The organism is Streptomyces sp. NPDC053427 (genome assembly GCF_044544985.1).
Lineage (GTDB): Bacteria > Actinomycetota > Actinomycetes > Streptomycetales > Streptomycetaceae > Streptomyces.
On sequence record NZ_JBITYA010000001.1, the window covers coordinates 1,038,152 to 1,054,637 of the forward strand.

The 16,486-nt window shown below is 69.1% G+C and carries 15 protein-coding genes and 2 pseudogenes; 8 read left to right on the top strand and 9 right to left on the bottom strand.

Translation table 11 applies throughout. The features are described from left to right. The first annotated feature begins 124 nt into the window (after positions 1–124). Complete coding sequence (locus tag ACIGWZ_RS04230) at positions 125–1,390, top strand: alpha/beta fold hydrolase (RefSeq protein ID WP_400060600.1); 1,266 nt, start codon at positions 125–127, stop codon at positions 1,388–1,390. Between the two features lie 65 nt (positions 1,391–1,455). Next, positions 1,456–2,670, top strand: a complete 1,215-nt coding sequence (locus ACIGWZ_RS04235) for a M6 family metalloprotease domain-containing protein (protein WP_400060817.1) — start codon at positions 1,456–1,458, stop codon at positions 2,668–2,670. Between the two features lie 103 nt (positions 2,671–2,773). Here ACIGWZ_RS04235 and ACIGWZ_RS04240 read toward each other — a convergent pair whose 3' ends face one another. The 3 genes from ACIGWZ_RS04240 to ACIGWZ_RS04250 all read right to left on the bottom strand — a co-directional run bounded on the left by ACIGWZ_RS04240 (position 2,774) and on the right by ACIGWZ_RS04250 (position 4,140). Further along, positions 2,774–2,917, bottom strand: coding sequence for a hypothetical protein (locus ACIGWZ_RS04240; protein ID WP_400060602.1), 144 nt, complete (start codon positions 2,915–2,917; stop codon positions 2,774–2,776). Positions 2,918–3,177: 260 nt separating this feature from the next. Next, a complete protein-coding gene (locus tag ACIGWZ_RS04245; RefSeq protein ID WP_400060604.1) occupies positions 3,178–3,756 on the bottom strand; it encodes a DUF1700 domain-containing protein in 579 nt (192 codons plus the stop codon). A 30-nt stretch (positions 3,757–3,786) separates the two neighbouring features. After that, positions 3,787–4,140: a PadR family transcriptional regulator gene (locus ACIGWZ_RS04250; RefSeq protein WP_400060606.1), complete on the bottom strand. Its 354-nt coding sequence runs from the start codon at positions 4,138–4,140 to the stop codon at positions 3,787–3,789. A gap of 246 nt (positions 4,141–4,386) precedes the next feature. Between ACIGWZ_RS04250 and ACIGWZ_RS04255 the strand changes: the two genes are divergently transcribed. Next, the gene (locus ACIGWZ_RS04255; RefSeq protein WP_400060608.1) at positions 4,387–4,653 is read left to right on the top strand and encodes a hypothetical protein; all 267 of its coding nucleotides are present in this window, start codon (positions 4,387–4,389) and stop codon (positions 4,651–4,653) included. Positions 4,654–4,697: 44 nt separating this feature from the next. Then, positions 4,698–5,040, top strand: a pseudogene (locus ACIGWZ_RS04260) (IS630 family transposase); the annotation flags it as partial. Between the two features lie 10 nt (positions 5,041–5,050). On the opposite strand, the gene ACIGWZ_RS04265 reads toward ACIGWZ_RS04260, so the two are convergent. Continuing rightward, positions 5,051–5,365, bottom strand: a complete 315-nt coding sequence (locus ACIGWZ_RS04265; protein ID WP_400060610.1) for an ArsR/SmtB family transcription factor — start codon at positions 5,363–5,365, stop codon at positions 5,051–5,053. A 219-nt stretch (positions 5,366–5,584) separates the two neighbouring features. Here ACIGWZ_RS04265 and ACIGWZ_RS04270 point away from each other — a divergent pair, with 219 nt between their 5' ends. Together ACIGWZ_RS04270 and ACIGWZ_RS04275 are read left to right on the top strand one after the other, a co-directional pair. Continuing rightward, the gene (locus tag ACIGWZ_RS04270) at positions 5,585–6,793 is read left to right on the top strand and encodes an MFS transporter (protein ID WP_400060612.1); all 1,209 of its coding nucleotides are present in this window, start codon (positions 5,585–5,587) and stop codon (positions 6,791–6,793) included. A gap of 112 nt (positions 6,794–6,905) precedes the next feature. Then, complete coding sequence (locus tag ACIGWZ_RS04275; protein WP_400060614.1) at positions 6,906–7,484, top strand: hypothetical protein; 579 nt, start codon at positions 6,906–6,908, stop codon at positions 7,482–7,484. A 505-nt stretch (positions 7,485–7,989) separates the two neighbouring features. Here ACIGWZ_RS04275 and ACIGWZ_RS04280 read toward each other — a convergent pair. The 4 genes and pseudogenes from ACIGWZ_RS04280 to ACIGWZ_RS04295 form a co-directional block, all read right to left on the bottom strand. Beyond that, a pseudogene (locus ACIGWZ_RS04280) lies at positions 7,990–8,125 on the bottom strand (ATP-binding cassette domain-containing protein); the annotation flags it as partial. Positions 8,126–8,555: 430 nt separating this feature from the next. After that, positions 8,556–9,509 carry a phosphotransferase family protein gene (locus tag ACIGWZ_RS04285; RefSeq protein ID WP_400060615.1) on the bottom strand — a complete coding sequence of 318 codons (954 nt, stop codon included), beginning with the start codon at positions 9,507–9,509 and terminating at the stop codon, positions 8,556–8,558. 796 nt (positions 9,510–10,305) lie between these two features. Next, the gene (locus ACIGWZ_RS04290) at positions 10,306–11,046 is read right to left on the bottom strand and encodes a dienelactone hydrolase family protein (RefSeq protein ID WP_400060617.1); all 741 of its coding nucleotides are present in this window, start codon (positions 11,044–11,046) and stop codon (positions 10,306–10,308) included. 661 nt (positions 11,047–11,707) lie between these two features. Next, on the bottom strand, positions 11,708–12,520 hold the full coding sequence (locus ACIGWZ_RS04295) for a hypothetical protein (protein ID WP_400060619.1): 813 nt from the start codon (positions 12,518–12,520) through the stop codon (positions 11,708–11,710). A gap of 1,137 nt (positions 12,521–13,657) precedes the next feature. Between ACIGWZ_RS04295 and snpA the strand changes: the two genes are divergently transcribed. Together snpA and ACIGWZ_RS04305 are read left to right on the top strand one after the other, a co-directional pair. Continuing rightward, the gene (snpA, locus tag ACIGWZ_RS04300; RefSeq protein WP_400060621.1) at positions 13,658–14,398 is read left to right on the top strand and encodes a snapalysin; all 741 of its coding nucleotides are present in this window, start codon (positions 13,658–13,660) and stop codon (positions 14,396–14,398) included. A 325-nt stretch (positions 14,399–14,723) separates the two neighbouring features. Then, positions 14,724–15,617 (top strand): methyltransferase domain-containing protein, encoded by an 894-nt coding sequence (locus tag ACIGWZ_RS04305; protein ID WP_400060623.1) that lies wholly within the window; start codon positions 14,724–14,726, stop codon positions 15,615–15,617. Between the two features lie 511 nt (positions 15,618–16,128). Here ACIGWZ_RS04305 and ACIGWZ_RS04310 read toward each other — a convergent pair. Further along, the gene (locus ACIGWZ_RS04310) at positions 16,129–16,458 is read right to left on the bottom strand and encodes a hypothetical protein (protein WP_400060625.1); all 330 of its coding nucleotides are present in this window, start codon (positions 16,456–16,458) and stop codon (positions 16,129–16,131) included. Positions 16,459–16,486 lie beyond the last annotated feature (28 nt).

A 16,486-nucleotide genomic window follows, 5' to 3' on the forward strand; every position in this document is an offset into this window, starting at 1 on the left:
GTAGGAGTTCCTCGGAAGCGGACGGCCGAGGCACGCTGACGCATGCGCCCGTATGCAATGTCACACCTCACCCATGGCTCCTGACCCGCAACCCCTCGCTCGCCGTGCCTCGTGAAAGGGCCCCATGAACCCCGCGTACGCCACTACCGACCACGTCTTCACCGTCCCGCTGGACCACCGCCGTCCCGACGGCCCGACCCTCCAGGTCTTCGCGCGCGAGGTCGTCGACCCGGCTCGCGCCGCTCACCAACTGCCCTGGCTGCTCTTCTTGCAGGGCGGCCCCGGCGGCAAGGCGCCCCGCCCTTCGGCAGGTTCGCCGGGATGGCTGCCCCAGGCGCTGAAGACCCACCGGGTGCTGCTCCTCGATCAGCGCGGTACCGGCCGCTCCACTCCGCTCACCGCGCGCACGGCGTCCCGGTTCGCCTCCGCCTCCCAGCTGGCCGCACATCTGGCCCACTTCCGCGCCGACGCGATCGTGGCCGACGCAGAACTGATACGCCATCAACTGTGCAACGGTGAACCCTGGGAGACCCTCGGTCAGAGCTACGGCGGCTTCCTCACCCTCACCTATCTCTCCCAGGCCCCCGACGGCCTGCGGGCCTGCTATGTCACCGGCGGCCTCCCCGGACTCACCGCGACCGCCGACGACGTGTACGCCCGCACCTACCCCCGCGTACGTGACCGGGTCCGCGACTTCTACGCCCGCTATCCCGACGACGCCCCTCGCCTCCGCAAGATTGCCGACCTCCTCGCCTCCGATGACATCCGCCTGCCCGGCGGCGACCGCCTCACCGCCCGCCGTCTGCGCACCCTCGGGCTCGCCCTCGGCATGGGCGACGGCTTCGAGCGCATCCACTGGCTGCTCGACGAATCCCTGGACAGCGACGGCGCGTTGACCGACACCTTCCTTCACCAGGTCGAGTTCCTGACCGGCTTCACCGACAACCCGCTGTTCGCCGTCCTGCAGGAGACCCTGTACGGGCAGGGCGCCGGACCGACCGGCTGGGCGGCCGCCCGGGCCCTCACCGCCTTCCCCGAGTTCGCCGAGGAGGCCGACCCCCTCCTCCTCACCGGGGAAATGATCTACCCCTGGATGTTCCGGGAGATCAAGGGCCTGGTCCCCTTCGCGGACGCCGCGGACCTCCTGGCCCAGCGCACCGACTGGCCCCCGCTCTACGACCCCCAACGCCTCGCCGCCAACCAGGTCCCCCTCGCCGCGGCCGTCTATCACGACGACATGTACGTCGACGCGGAACTCTCCCTGCGCACCGCTCGCGAGGTCGGCGCCACCCGCGTGTGGGTCACCAACGAATGGGAGCACGACGGCATCAGTGCCTCCAACGGCCGCGTCCTCGCCCGTCTGATGGACCTGGCCGCGGGCCGCGCGTAAGCCGAACGCCCCGCGGGCCCCGCGCACACCATCCCCTCCGATCCGACGGGAGTGACATGCCTGCCCTGTCCATCGCGCCGAGCCGCCTGCGCCATTGCCTCGCGGCCCTCACCCTCGCCGCATGCCTCGCCGCCCCCACGACGGTGAACGCGGCCTCCTCGCCTTCAGCCCACCGGCCTCTGTCTCCCGCCGCCGCTTGCGCGCTGCCGGGCAAGTCGGGCTGGACCGACGAAGGCCACGACACCGACCGCGTCCAGTTCCAGCCCACCACCGGAACCCGGCGGGTCCTGACGCTGTTCGTGGACTTCCCCGATGCCCAGGCCACCGGCTCCACCGACGCGTACGCCGCTCAACTCGCCCCCGCCGCCGACTGGATGCGCACGGCCAGCTACGGCCGCACCCGCCTCGCCCTCACCTCCCTGCACCGCTGGGTCCGCATGCCGGCGGCTTCGGACTCGTACGGCTTCGAGCGCGGCCTCACTTTCGAGGCACACGAGAAGTACCTGCGCGATGCGATCACCGCGGCCGACCCGTACGCGGACTTCTCCCGCTACGACATGGTGTACGTCGTCCCCGCCAAGGCGGCGTCCGCGATCTCCTTCTCCCCGACCTACCTCTACGACCCCACCACGTCCGGGGTGACCGCCGACGGCACCCGCATCAAGTGGGCCGTGACCTTCGGCCAGGACCTGTGGCGCTGGGGCCCCAAGGTCGCCGCCCACGAGACCGGCCACACCTTCGGACTGCCCGACCTGTACTCCTTCACCGGCCCCACCCATCAGTACGTCGGCGGCTGGGACGTCATGGGCAACATCGCCGGCCCCGCGCCCCAGTACCTGGGCTGGCACTCCTGGAAACTCGGCTGGACCCGCGATGACCAAGTCACCTGCCTGGCCGCCCCCGGCCGCCGCACCGTACGCCTGACCCCGGTGGAACGGCGCCATGGCACCAAGATCGCCGTACTGCGCACCGGCGAGACGACGGCGTACGTCGCGGAGTCCCGCCGGGCCGAGGGCAACGACCGGGATGCGTGCTCGGTCGGCGTCCTCATCTACAAGGTCGACTCCGCCGGCCCGACCGGCGAGGGACCGGTCCGGGTCATGAACGGCAACCCGGCCGCGACGCCGCCCACCGGCTGCACCGGACTCGACATGGCGGCGTACACACCGGGCCAGACCTTCACGGACCCGGACGGCGGCGTCCGTATCGATGTTCTCGCGGGTGACGGGACGGGGGATGTGGTGCGGATCGAGTGGCCACCGCGTCGTCCGGGAGACTGATGAAGAGGGGGAATTGCGCCCAGTTCGTTCTGGTCAGGCCTGGTTGGCGTGTAATGATCAACAAGGTGAGCCGGACGGTCCGAGCAAGATCTTCCTTGGTCCGTCAGCCCTTCTTCTGTTTGTACAGTTCGAGGTCCCTGTTCACGAACAGATGCACATAGCCGCAGTGCCAGCAGATCAGGCCGGTTGCCGACTCGTTCGCCCAGCCCATGCTCATGAATTCCATGCCGGAGCTGTTGAGCTTCACCTCTCGGTCCCTGAACAGGTCTCCCTGACAGAAGTTGCACGTGATCCACACGCCCCCGAGAGCCGCGCGAACGGGCTTGGCCATGCCTCCACCTCTCTTACTTTTCATGAGCCGCCGCAGTGGCGACCCGTCTCGCCCGCACTCTGCGTGGCGGGCGGCGTTATCAGGCCTCCGGACCGGTGCCGGAGAGGGTTTCGTCCGGGCCCAAGCCCTGGGGCGGCGGCGGATGGTCCTCACGCAGGCGCCGACCCGCCGGCGGGTCAGGACGCCGTGCCGCCGGCCCGGCGCTTGGCCGCCCACAGCAGATAGCCGCCGACGGCGGCCGGGAGTGCCAGGACGGCCAGGGTGAGCGGGATGAAGCCTGCTCCCAGGCCGAGGTTCAGCGCGCCCGCGGGGGTTACCCACTGCGCCACCAGGAACAGTGGCGGCACGAGGGCGGCCACCGTCCCGATCGCCTTGTCGCGGTGGCGCCACTGCTGTGCGGCCCACAGCCACCAGATCACGCCGATCAAGGCGATGACCAGCGGGGGCATGAAGGCCGTCAGGGGGCTGATCAGCGCCAGCAGGACAACGATGGCGAGGGTGGGCTGCTGGCTCGCCTGCGGAGCGGGGTGCTCCTCGCCGAGGGCGGTGGCCGCGATGGTGCGCGGGTCGCCGAGGCGTGCGAGCACGGTGCGGATCTCGTCGTCGCCGGAGGCGGACGCTTCCGCGAGGGCCACGGCGATGTGCTCCTCCAGGTCGGCCAGGAGTTCGTTGCGGCGTTCCGGGCTGAGTCCGGCCGTCTCCCGCGCCACGGTGGCCAGGTACTTCTTCACCAGCGGGTGCTCGGTGATCGTCATGGTGGTCTCCCGATAGTCGGTTCAGTCGGTTCAGCCGGTGATGAAGTGGTCGACCGCGTCACGGAAGTGCGGCCAGATGGCGGTGAACTCCTTCAGCGCCGCATGCCCCGATGGCGTCAGCTCGTAGTAGCGCCGGGGCGGTCCGCTGGGGGACTCCTGCCAGCGGGTCTCCACCAGTCCGTCACGGCGTAGCCGCGACAGCAAGGGGTAGATGGTTCCTTGGCTCGTGACCATGCCGTTCACCGCGCCGAGGGTTTCGAGCAGCTCCACGCCGTAGCGCGAGCCGTCGCGCAAGATCGCCAGCACGCAGTACTCCAGCACTCCCTTGCGGAGCTGGCTCTCCGCCTTGCCTGCGGCGGGCTTACCTGCGATGTCAGGTTCCATGCATTGCACAGTACCTGGTGATCTCCAGAACATCCAAAGGCTCGCGACGCAGGGCAAGGGGCGTCGACGGCACAGCGACCCGCCGGGCAGTCCCTGGCGCGAATACCGATGATCTTGCGGACTTCCGGGACTGCGACTCGAGGAATCGCCGCAGGTCAACGCCTCGGAGGCCGTGCTGAATCAGCGGCATTGACCGCCGGTGCCCGCATCGGGCAGCGTTCGCCCCGTTCTGGATACGGTGAGTCCATGAGCGGTGGTGACCAGCCGGACCTGGACGAGATCGAGGCGTGCTTCGCTGCCGTGGTCGAGGGGCGTATGAGCCGGGATGCGGCTGACCGGTGGGCCGCACGCTGGGCCGTCGACGACACGCTCGACTGGGATGAACTGTCCTGGTGGGCGCTGCGGCTCCTGCACGGGATCGATCTGCGGCCGGGACCCGAGGGGCCGTACGTGAACGACGACGAGCAGGTACGGGGGTGGCTGGAGGAACTTCGCCGGCGCCGCGCCGGGTAGCCCGCCGCGAAGATCCTTTCCCTGTCGGTACGTGACCCCCGTAGATCGCCAAGTCCGGACCGGCCGAGCACCACCTGCCGTTCTCTACGTGGAGCCTGACCGAGCCGGCGGGCTTCCCGGTTGCCGAGGGCGTGGTCGGCGGCATCAGCCACGGGGGCCTGGGCATCCTGCTCCGCGAGGAAGGCGTCTCCTTTCCACGTCGGAAGACCTTCAAGACCTCCCGCGATCCCCACTACGCGGCCAAGAAGGCCCCCGTCGAGCACCTCTACGCGATCGCCGACGGCGAGGTGATACCCGACGACGGCGAGCCCGAAGTCGTCTTCTGCACGGACGGGTTCGGGCCTCAACCTGATGCCCCATCCGTGTCGACAACGGGCCGAGCGCGGCGAGGGTGTGTTCAGGCGGAGTCGATGTTGTCCAGCACTGCGCGCAGCAGTCCAGGGAATCGTTCCTCGAACTCGTCGGCGCGCAGCCGGGCACTCTGTTGCCGACCTTGGTGCAGCCGGATGAGGATCCCGCACTCCCGCAGAACGCGGAAGTGGTGGGAGGCGTTCGACTTGCTGATGCCCAGGGTGTTGTAGATGTCGGAGCATTCTGTCTCGCCCTGGCGGGCGAGGAGTTCGACGATCCGGAGCCTGAGCGGATCACTCAGGCCGTGCATCGCGTCGGCAAGGCTGACGTTGGCCAGCTCGGCGTGAAAGGTGTCTCGCATGGTGGTTGGCCTTCTTCAACGTCGCACCGAGGTTGCGTGGTGAGGGGTACGGGTCGCCATTATTGACGCCTTTGCCGCCGCGGCCCATCACGGGAAGGCGGGTGCCATGGCCGAGGGTCGGGCGGCCCCTCCAACGGCTCGCGGGATATGACGAGTTGAGTGCCCTCGGACGGAGCGCCGCCCCTTACGAAGGTTCAATGATTCTTGTACTGTTGGACCATGAACCCAAGGATCTACCTCCTGGCTCTCGGTACGTTCACAGTAGGAACCGAGGGGTATGTGATCGCCGGCGTACTCCCTGATGTGGCGCACGACCTGCATACATCAGTCTCCGTGTGCGGGCAGATGGTCACCGTGTTCGCACTGGTCTACGCACTCGCCGGGCCGCCGTTAATCGGGCTGTTCCAGAACGTGCGGCCCAAACGGCTGCTCATCGGCGCCGCGTTGGGGTTCGCCGCGGCCAATCTGATCGCCGCGGTCGCGCCCAACGCCGCCGCTCTGGCCGGTGCGCGCGTGCTGGCCGCGATGGGGGCCGCGCTCTTCGCGGCTCCCGCGGCAGCGGCGGCCGCCGCCCTGTGTCCACCGAAGGACCTGCCACGGGCGTTCGCCGTGACGGCCGGGGGGAACGCGATTGCGCTCACCCTCGGCGCTCCGATCGGCACCCTCGTGGGCGCCGGGTTCGGCTGGCGGGCGGCGTTCGGCTTTGTCACCCTTCTCGCGCTGATCACGGCGGCGGCCGTGTGGGTCGGGCTCCCCGAGATTCCCCCGTCCACGGCTTCGGCCGCCGGACGGCTCAATCTCCTGCGCCGGCGCCCGATTCGATGGGGTCTGCTGACCACGCTGGGGCTCTTCCTGGCCGCGTACACCGTCTACACCTACCTTTCGCCCGTGGTGCACAAGGCAACCGGGCTCGGCAGCGAGGGCGTGGCCGCACTGATGATCGTCTTCGGCGCGGGCGGATTCCTCGCAGGACGGCTGATCGGCTCCGCGCTCGCCAAGCATCCGATCGCGACGGTCCTGCGCACCGTCCTGCTCGTGATGACGCTGCTCCTCGCGATCCTCACCCTCACGACGTTCCTGCACGTACCGGCCGTTGCCAAGGTCATCGCGTTCCCGCTGCTGTTCACCCTCGGCGCGGCATGGTGGTCCGGTGGTATCAGCCAGCAGACGCGGCTCGCCGGCCTCGCGCCGCAGCAGCGGTCCCAGGCCCTGGGCCTGCACTTCTCCGCCCAGTACCTGGGCGTGGCCATCGGTGGTGCGCTGGGTGGGCTCGCTCTCTCGGCGGCCGGTGCCGGCGCGGTGCCGGCGGTCGCCGGTGTCATCGCTCTGCTCACCGTCCTCAGCGTCCGGCAGCTCGTACCGGAGGCGCGGCCGGACGGCTCTGCGGCCGCGGACCGTGAGCGGTCCAATGACGCGACGTCTGTGTGATGCGTGGTGAGCCCGGGCTCCGGAGTGCGCCCCCTCCGCAGCGACCCGCCTCATCAAACCTCGGCGCAACCCCCTTGACCACCCACAGCGTGACGCTGACACGGAGGCACCCATGGGCACAAACCGGCATGACTGGCTGTTCGGCACCGGCGCAACCGCCACCGAGAAGCTCCTGGCGCACGGAACGGCGGTGCTCGGTGCACTGGCAGTGGTCCTGGCCGGGCGGCACGTGGGCTGGTCCTGGTGGCAGTGGGCCCTCGGACTGGCGTTGGTCTGGGACCTGGTGGGGGGCGTCGTGGCCAACGGGCTGGACACAGCCAAGAGCTGCTACCACTCGCCGCTGCCCCCGACCGAGCGCAGGAGCGTCCGCTTCATGCACCATCCGATCGGCTTTACCGGCCTCCACATCCAGCCAATCCTCGCCGGGATCCTCTTCCCGGGCGGCACCTGGTGGTGGGGCGTGCTGTGGTACGGCTGGGCCCTCATCGGAGCCCTCGTCGTCGAAACCGCGCCAGAGCGGTTGCAGCGGCCGATTGCGCTGGCCGTCGTGGTCGCCGGCGCGATGGTCTCCCCGCTCCTTCCCGGCCCGGCCGGTCTGAGCTGGCTTCCCGTCGTGCTCCTGCTCAAGCTGGTCCTGGCACACGGCGTACCGGAAGGGAAAGGGGCACCCCACGGGGCAACCCCGGCGTGACGTTCCGATGCGCGGGCTCAGGACGGACTGTGTTCTTGCCGTCGGCTACTGGTCAGACGCACGCGCGGGGATGGTCCCTCCAGTTCTTGACCGAGGCGCGTCCCGGTGGGCGTGCGGCCCGTGAGGGCCTGGTCCGTCACGGCCAGGCCCTCAGGTGCGTCGCCGTGGTCGTGCGAGGCACGATGTTGTGGTGCCCCCCGGGCCGTATTCGATGTCGGCGTAGAGCTCGCCGTCGGCACAGGTCGACTTCGGCTTCTCCAGGCGCCGGGTCACCCTGTCTGCGGCGTCGGCTGATCCGCAATCGGTGACCTGCAGGTCCTGTTCCTTCCAGTCGCCTTCGTTGCGTACGCAGTCACCTATGGCGAGGGTCGGTGCCTTCTCGGGCCGGCTTCCGTAGGACTGCTGCTCCTTCGGCTTATCATCGGCGCTCGCCGCTCCCGCCGTGGCGATGTACGAGCAGGCGCCCGAGCTGCGCGAGGGCGGGGTCCGTGTGCGTACGGCATGGCGCGCATCGTGGTCGACTTGCCGGCCCCGTTCGGCCCGAGGAAGCCGGTCACACGCCCGGGTTCGACGTGGATAGTCAGCCGGTCGACGGCCGGCGTCGCCCCGTAGCTCTTGGTCAGTTCCTGAACTTCAATCATGCCCTCACCCTCGTGCCGGGCGGCACCCCCGCACATCGGGCCGGCGCATGTCATACCCGAGAACGAGGCCGAGGCGGAGGCCGAGACCAAGCCTGTGACCTGTGTGTTGCCTGGTCCGTCATAGCCGACCGGAGCCAGGCCGCACCCTTCGAAGCCCAGCAGCGGGCCTGGGCAAACAATCGACGCCACGACTGCGCCCCCACGCCTCCGAAATGGCTTTGTCGAGCAATAGTGGGCTCTGGCACGGATCTTGGGGAGCTGCTACGGCGAGTGATATTGCCGTTCGCTTCGGAGGCTCGCTGAGCTGTCGGCCGGGAGCCGGCCCGTACTCGGGGGTGCCCCGGTGCGGGTGTGCGATCGGCTCCGCTGCCGGACGTGGCAACCGGGCCCGATGCTCGCCCGCCGTGCCCGCGTCCCGGGCTGCTTCGGCTCAGCCCAGCGCGTCCATCAGGGCGGTGACATAGGTATTCAGCCGCTCCTGCACGGTTCGTGTCGTCAGCTCCGGCCTCCCTGCCTCACGCCATGGCTGCGCCACCTGCTGCACTTCTTCCGAGCACGCCAGCCCGTCCCGCACTTGCCAGTAAAGCCGCTCGCTCGCGGCCGCGGCCAGCACCCCGCCGGCCTCCTCGTACGCCTCAGGGAACCGCAGACCCCACGCCGGGCCGTGCAGCAGCGCGAGAACGGTCGAGCAGTGCGCCACATCGAGATCCGCCGGGCCCCAGGAGGTCGCTGCCCAGTCGACGACCCCCGTGATCCGGGCACCTGCCGGCCTTGAGGGCAGCACGTCGAACAGCACGTTGCCGGGTTGGAAGTCCCGGTGCAGGAATCGCCCTTCATAGGGCGGCGCGGGGTTGCGGATCACGTCGATCGCCGCGGTCCATGCCGCCGCGTCGGCGCCCTTCGGAGTCACGACGGTGTCGGCGGTCGTCAACGTCACATACTCCCGGGGCCGCTCGGCGGGTCGCAGCGCGTGGATCGCCACGAGTTGCCGGGCCAGCAGAGGGACGCGCGTCTCCAATCCCTCATCGTCGAGGACTGTCCGTCCCGCCAGATGTGTCATCAGGAGCGAGGGGTACTCGCACTGCGCGGCGGTCGGATCAGCCGCGACCAGCCCAGGAGCCGGCACGCCGGTTTCCGTGAGCAGGGTCAGGGCGCCGGCCTCCCGGTTCAGCCAGTCCTCGGCATGCTCCACGTCGACGAAGGTCCGCAGCACCAGGTCACGGGTGCCTCCGTCCCGCATGCCGATGGTCAGCCGCCGCATTTCGGCGGTGATTCCGCCGTGCAGAGCCTCGATTTTGACGATCCGTTCGCCGACCTCCAGGTGCCGGCTCACCCAAGCCAGGGTCAACGGTCGGACAGCCGCCGCCTCATCGTGATGGGTCATCGTGTCACCCCATCATCCGGACGACGGCATCCGCAAAGGCTTTTGTTGGAGACGAGGGCAACGCTGCTTTGCTCCTTTCGCAGCTGCCGCAGGCACCATTCAGGCACTCACATCGGTCCCGAACGACGGAGAGCCACAGCTAGCTGAGGGAGCGTCATTGTTGGCTGCCGAGAACCGACAGCACCTGTACACGAGTTCGGGCTCTGGCCCAGCTTTTGTGGTTGGTTACTGTGAGCGGCAATCAGGTGTCGCCCGTCAGAGAGTGAGTGCGCCCCATGATGCCGCCGCTTTGCGTCATATGCCGTGTTCCGTACCGGCATTCAGGCATCGAATCCAAGGACTTCACCCTCGTGAGCTTCCGGCCCACAACGACGTACCCGGATGACTGGGCTGGCCACCCGGAGCACTGCGAGTGGTTCTGCCCCTCGCATCTACCCCTCACGGAGGGCCTGACGCATCTGCCGGCCATGGAAGCCCTGGCACGCATCCAGGCGAACCTGCGCGAGATGAGAGACCAGGGAATCTAGGGGCGACCCAGGAGTGCGACCGAACGAAGACACTAAGGGCATCACTCAAAGTGGCCGCCTCACAGAAGGTGAGCCAGAGCCCGAGTTCGGGCAGCACTCGAAGCTCTGCAGAAATCGAAGAGTTCATGACTTCAGGCAGTATGGGCCCCTGCCGAGAGTTCAGCAGGGGCCCATGGTGGAGAGAGCTGCGAAGGGCCGGGACCCGTCCTCGACGAGCGGCATGCCGGCCGACATCAGCTACCGTCTGCCGCCGGTCTGGCGGACCGGCCTCACTTCAGATGTCGGGTGAAGAACTGGGCCGCGGCGTCCCCCACGAAGTGCGGGACGCCGGTGTGCCCGCCCATGTTGGCGTGCAGGGACTTCTCCTTGGAGCCGAAGGCGTCGAACAGGTCCAGGGCCGCCTGCCGGTCGTTCCCTTCGTCGTCCCACTGCAGAAGGACGTGCAGCGGAATGGTGACCTGTCGGGCCTCCTCGAACAGGGCGCGCGGCACGAAACTCCCGGCGAACAGAACGGCGGCCGAGATACGCGGCTCAACCACCGCCAGCCGGATGCCGATGGAGATCACGCCCCCCGAGTACCCGACCGGGCCGCCGATCTCGGGCAGCGACAGGAGGGCGTCCAGGGCGGCCTGCCATTCCGGGACGGCCTTTTTGACCAGTGGGAGGGTGAGGGCGTCGACGATCTCGTCGCTGACCGGCTCGCCGGCCGCCATCGCCCGGCGCAGGTCGGCGCGGGCCTGCTCGGCGGCGGGCCAACGGGGCCGGTCGCCGCTTCCGGGGAGCTCGATGGTGGCGGTGGCGAAGCCGTCCGCCGCGGAGTGCCGGGCCCGGGCCACCAGCCGGGGGTACATCTTGCGCAGCCCCAGGGGAGGGTGGCCGAGCAGGATCAGCGGCACCGGTGTGGATGCGGATGCCGATGCGGGTGTCCACAGGATGCCGGGGATCTCACCGAGGGTGAATTCGCGTTCGAGGACGCCGTCGTCGAGGCGCTGCTCGGAAGTGACATGCATGGTCGTGCCTTTCGGGAGTGCACTGAATGGCGCTCCCGGACGACCTGCCTATCGCCCGACCGTGACCCCGGAGGGGAGCACCCACGTCGATACTGCGTTCACGGGTACCACCTCCTCGATCTCTTGCACGGCCTCCGGAAGGCTAACAGTGGCCGCCCTCGTCCGCCTAACGGTTTTTGCGGAGTCTCCTCGGTGGCCGGATGCCACGGAGACACTACGCAGGACTACTCGGGGTGTCGTCGCGACTTCCCGAGTGTCGGCTCTGCGACGGCGGGGTGCACTGGCGCTGTCGGGCGTATCGAGCAGTCACGAGAGCGCAGCCTGATGCACGCCGTCCCACCGGGCATCGCGGTAGCGGTTCGTGGTCAGGGCGAGCACGGCCGTTGCCGGCGTGTCCGTACGGGTGCTCGACGAAGAACACGCGAATGTGCTCAGTTCGCTGACGGTTCATCAGCGTGCGGATGCCGGGACCTTTCGTAGTTGGCCCGGCCGAGCAATATGCGTGGCCCGCAGGGCAGTGAGACAAGTCCGGTGGCACGCCATGTTCGGTCAGGAAGACAGGGACTGGACCTGACCTGGTTCAACCTCCCGATGCCGCTCCGTAGGCTGCGTGACCTGCCACCGCTGGCGTCCGGCCCTTCGGCGGGGGTGGTTCCTCGCGTTACTCCGCGGGCGCGATCTGCCAGGTGCTGTGACGTACGTCGAGCGTCGCGGTGAGGTCGGCCTGCTGTGGGAACGAAACGCCCAGCTGCCATGGGTCCGGAAGGGCCGCCAGCTCGATCGACACCTGATCCTCGGTGACTTTGCCCAGGGCTCCGATCCAGTGGGATGCCGTGGCGATCAGCCGTTCAGGCAGCCAGGGCCCGGGCTCGGGGACGCGCGAGAGGGGCTCCTCGGTGAGTTCGGCGAGGGCGGATCCGGCCAGCAGGGTCAGCAGCCGCGCCAGGACTGCGGTCGGCAGCGCGGGGTCGCGGGTCTCCAACATCACGTAGCAGTCGTCGTGGCCCGAGAACCAGACTCGGGAGTCTCCCAGGCGGCTCAGGAGCGGCTCGTCGATGTCGGTCGTGCCGAGCACGAGGGCGAGCTCGTCGAGCTGCTCCGGGGCCACGTCGGCAGGCACGTCGATCAGAGTCAGCTCATACGGTGACCAGGTGCCGTTGAGGAGACGGGGCAGGAGGTCGCGGTCGACCACCAGAAGCTCCTCCCCGAGTCCGTACGTCCCGGACGCCCAGGATCCGAGGGAGTGGACCGTGCACGGCACGCCGAGCTCGGCCGCGATCAGGGAGGGCCGCAGCGACTGCCAGTCCTCGTCCAGGTAGGAGTTGGTCTCCAGCGACACCACCGCCACCGCGTCGTTCGCCACGGCCACGAGCAGGTCGACCAGCTCGCCCGCCTGGGCCGCGGCGGCGGTCACCTGCCATGCACCCTCAATCTCGCGGACGCTGAAGCTCAACGGGAAGGGCCGGCGCTCCATACCGACACTATTCACGCTGAACGCGCCCTGCTGCCCGACCTCGATCACTGCCCCACCCCCGAGAACCCACCGGACGCCATCGCGGAGCCCGTACCCATCAATCATCGCCGGTCAGCGGGGCAGGCCTGCCACGGCCGACCACCCCTCGATGGGGCGTGCTCCGACGCCCAGGTGTAGTTCACGTCGGGAAACGGCGTTCAGGGCCGCGGCAGGGGCTCGACTCGACCAGGGCCGCGGCAGGGACTCGACTCGACCCTCTCCTGCGCGTTGACGGCGTACGGCGTGGGCGAGGTCGGCGCGGTGAGTGACGTCGATGCCCGGTACACCACGACGAAGTACGACCAGAATCCGGCGGTATCGCGGGCGCGGCGACGGCCCGAGAGTCAGCGCCTCCACGCTCGCTGGGACCTGAGCGTCACCATGCGGAGACAGGCGGCGCGGCAGTTCTCCACTCGCCCCTATTGGCCTTCCGACCTGCGCATCTGCCGATCGTGTCAGCGCCCTGGGCCCAAGCCCGTCCGCTTCCACCGGCCCGAGGACCCGCCCGCCCCGAGGAGGTCCACCTCCTCCGGCGGGTCCAGCCCTCAGTCCTGACCGTGCCCGGCGGACCGGCCTCCCTCCTGACCAGGACTGAGCGGCGGCTCAGCGGTGAGGGATGCCGCCCAGCGCCCAGGGCGACTCCCTGGGGGGCGTCCCTGGCCCGGTGGGGCACGAAAGGAACGGAAGCCCATGTTCTATGACGTCAGTCACAGCGCTCCGCCAACCAACCGGCGCACTTAGTAGACGCGGCATGGCGAGTATCTGGGGTTTTGTCCATATTGTTCCGAATACGGATCCCGCTGCGCGTCCCGGGATTCCGCCCGGCCGGCCCGCACGCTCATTGCCCCGTGATGTGAGGCTTCTGACGCTGCGTCAGCTTCCCCTCCTGTCGCCATGTGCGGACCGGAGACCCGCGCACTGCCGTGTCGAGGTCCCGAGACCTACGAGGCGACGTAGTGGCGGGACCCTTTGCGCTCCCTGTCGAGCCGTTCTAAGAATGACGACCCACAGGACGTCGCCGCAGCTCGGAACCGGAGTTCACGCAGAGTCGAACGCGTACCGGGCGCTCGGCGTCACCGAGTGAGTAGGAGCCCCCACATGAAGTCGTCCCGAACGTCCGCGAGACTCCTCGCCCTCGCTCTCGGCCTGGGTCTGGCCTCCAGCGTGCTGGGCGCGGCGGTGCCGGCGAGCGCCCAGAGCGCCGCCACCCCGTCCGCTGCCGCCGGTACCTCCGTGGCGCGGTACGCCGGGTCGGTTGAGGAGGCTGCCAACAACAAGGCGTTCTTCGAGGCCGTGCGCAAGTCGGTCGCCGAGAAGCGCGCCGCCCAGCCGAACGCGCAGGCGGTGACCGTCTACTACAACGCCTCCCATGCACCGAGCTTCCGTTCACAGATAGCGAGCGCGGCCTCGATCTGGAACAGCTCCGAGTCCAACGTCAAGCTCCAGGCGGCGTCGAGCGGTGCCGACTTCTCCTACTACGAGGGCAACGCCCCGCGCGGCTCCTACGCCTCCACCAACGGCCACGGAAGCGGCTACATCTTCCTCGACTACACCCAGAACAGGCAGAACGACTCGGTCCGCGTCGCCACCCACGAGACCGGGCACGTGCTGGGCCTGCCGGACAACTACAGCGGGCCGTGCAGTGAGCTGATGTCGGGCGGCGGCGCCGGCCCGTCCTGCACCAACCGCTACCCGAACGCCACCGAGCGCTCGCGTGTCGACCAGCTGTGGGCCACCGGACTCGCGCAGGCCCCGGGCACCCCGCACCACCACATCCCGGACCTGCGCGAGCAGCGCGCAGGCGCCGTGCCCCGTCAGCTCGAAGCGCCGACGAAGTAGACCAACTCCAGCAAGATCAATCTCAGCGACACTGTCTGTACCTCAGCTACTCACACCCGCAGACCCCCCGCGAGTTCGCGGAAACTGAAGGTTCTTCAGCGTGAACCCGAGGGTGCGGTGCCCTGATTCCGGGGATGGCCCCGTGGGTTCTCAGCGCGCTGTCCCGCGCCTGGTGCGCTGGCTGTGGGGGACGAATACATGTACCCCTTCCGGCGCGTCACGGTGCAGAACCGTGCTGTAGGACGTGCGGGGTTCGCCGGCTGTGTGAGACATCCCTCTCCCGCCGTCGTGGCGCTGGTGGCCTGGGAAGGTCGACCATGTAGTCATGACCTCCTCGCCCCGCCCGCCGCACGTCGGTGGCCGACCGGATCCGATAGACGGGACTACCGCGCTCGGTGGAGAGTCCGCTCCCGCCCGCGGGTACCTGCTGGACAACGCGCGCGCCGAGGCGGGCGAGCGATTCGTTTGGCTGGCCGAGCTGTTCGACGGTGTGACGCGCGGGCACTTCGATCGACTGGGGGTCAGGGCTGGCTCGCGCTGCTGGGAAGTGGGGGCCGGTGGCCCCGGTATCCCGGAGGCGCTCGCGGCGGCCGTCGGTCCGACCGGGCACGTGCTGGCCACGGACATCGACCCGTCGTGGCTGAAGGAAGGCGACGGGTACGAGGTGCGCCGGCACGACGTCGCCGCTGATCCACCCCCGGAGCCGGGGACGTTCGACCTGGTGCACGCCCGGCTCGTGCTGGTCCATGTACCCGACCGGGCCCGCGCGTTGGCCACGATGGCGGCAGCGCTACGGCCCGGCGGCTGGCTGCTGGTCGAGGACGCCGATACCGCTCTGCAGCCACTGGCATGCCTGGACGACAGCGGCCCTGCGCAGCGGCGGGCCAACCGGCTGCGCGACGCGGTCCGGGAGCTGCTGACGCGCCGCGGCGCGGACCTGCGCTACGGCCGGACACTGCCGCGGGCATTGCGTGAGGCCGGCTTGGTGGATGTCGCCGCGGCGGGCTCTTTCCCGGTCGGCGGGCTGGCCTGCGACCGGCTGGAGGCGGCGACCATCCGGCACGTGCGCGGCGAGCTGCTCGCGGCCGGCCTGGCCGACGACGCCGAGATCGACGCGCACCTGGCCGCCATCCACGCGGGCAAACTCGACCTGACACTCGCGCCGCTGATCTCGGCCTGGGGACGCCGTCCAGCCGAGCACCCTCCGGCACTCGGTTAGGTGCGGATCCAGGCGTTGTCCGACCTGCCCACAGCGCCGTTCGTCGAGGGAGGCCAGGCGGCTCGCGCAGGTGCGCGCTGCGCGTCACCGGAGCTGGGGCCAGCCCGCGCACGGCCTTCGAAGATCATGGAGTTCTCGACGCCCCGTGATCCGAGTGGAAGACCGTGCCTGCCGACGCCTCATCCCCGATCCCGGTAGCTCTTGACCAACTCCGCGAGCAGCCCGAACCCCGCCCCGAGGAGATCCCGGGGCTGCTGGAGCGGCTGGCTGAAGTGCCCGACCCGCGTGACCCGCGCGGAGTGCGCCACGCCCGCGACCCACGCCGCCCACTCGGACTCACGTGATCACAAAACGCACATCACACGACTACGCCGAAGCCCTGTCTTCCACGGCGCCGAACTGTCGCCCACACGAGCACATTCACTGACCATTTACAGGCATCTTCCGCAAGCCGGTTGCGGGCGTCGGCCGTCACTCAACGTGTGCATTTCACGAAAGTTGAGCCAGAACCTCAGAATGGAAGGCTCTCGTGGTGGAACACCAGGTTGACCAGGCCACAGAACACCAGCACGCTCAGCCCCACCCAGGCTGCTGGGCTGTCCGGCTTTCTGCGGGTTCCAAGAGTCCACAGCATCATCAGCACCCACGGAGTCCATCCGGCGAAGTAGACATACCAGCCAACCTCGTTCGGTGCATCGCGGATGTCGGCCCAAATCAGCAGCAGCCATGCGAGAACAATGAAATAGGCAGGCGACTCCCATAATTTTTCGCGTACGACCTGGCTCTTGCTCTTCTTCTCGGTCTGGCCGATCGAGCCATGCGACGACATCTGCTCCCCCAAGCATCTGGTCTCCCCCCACTGTGGTCTG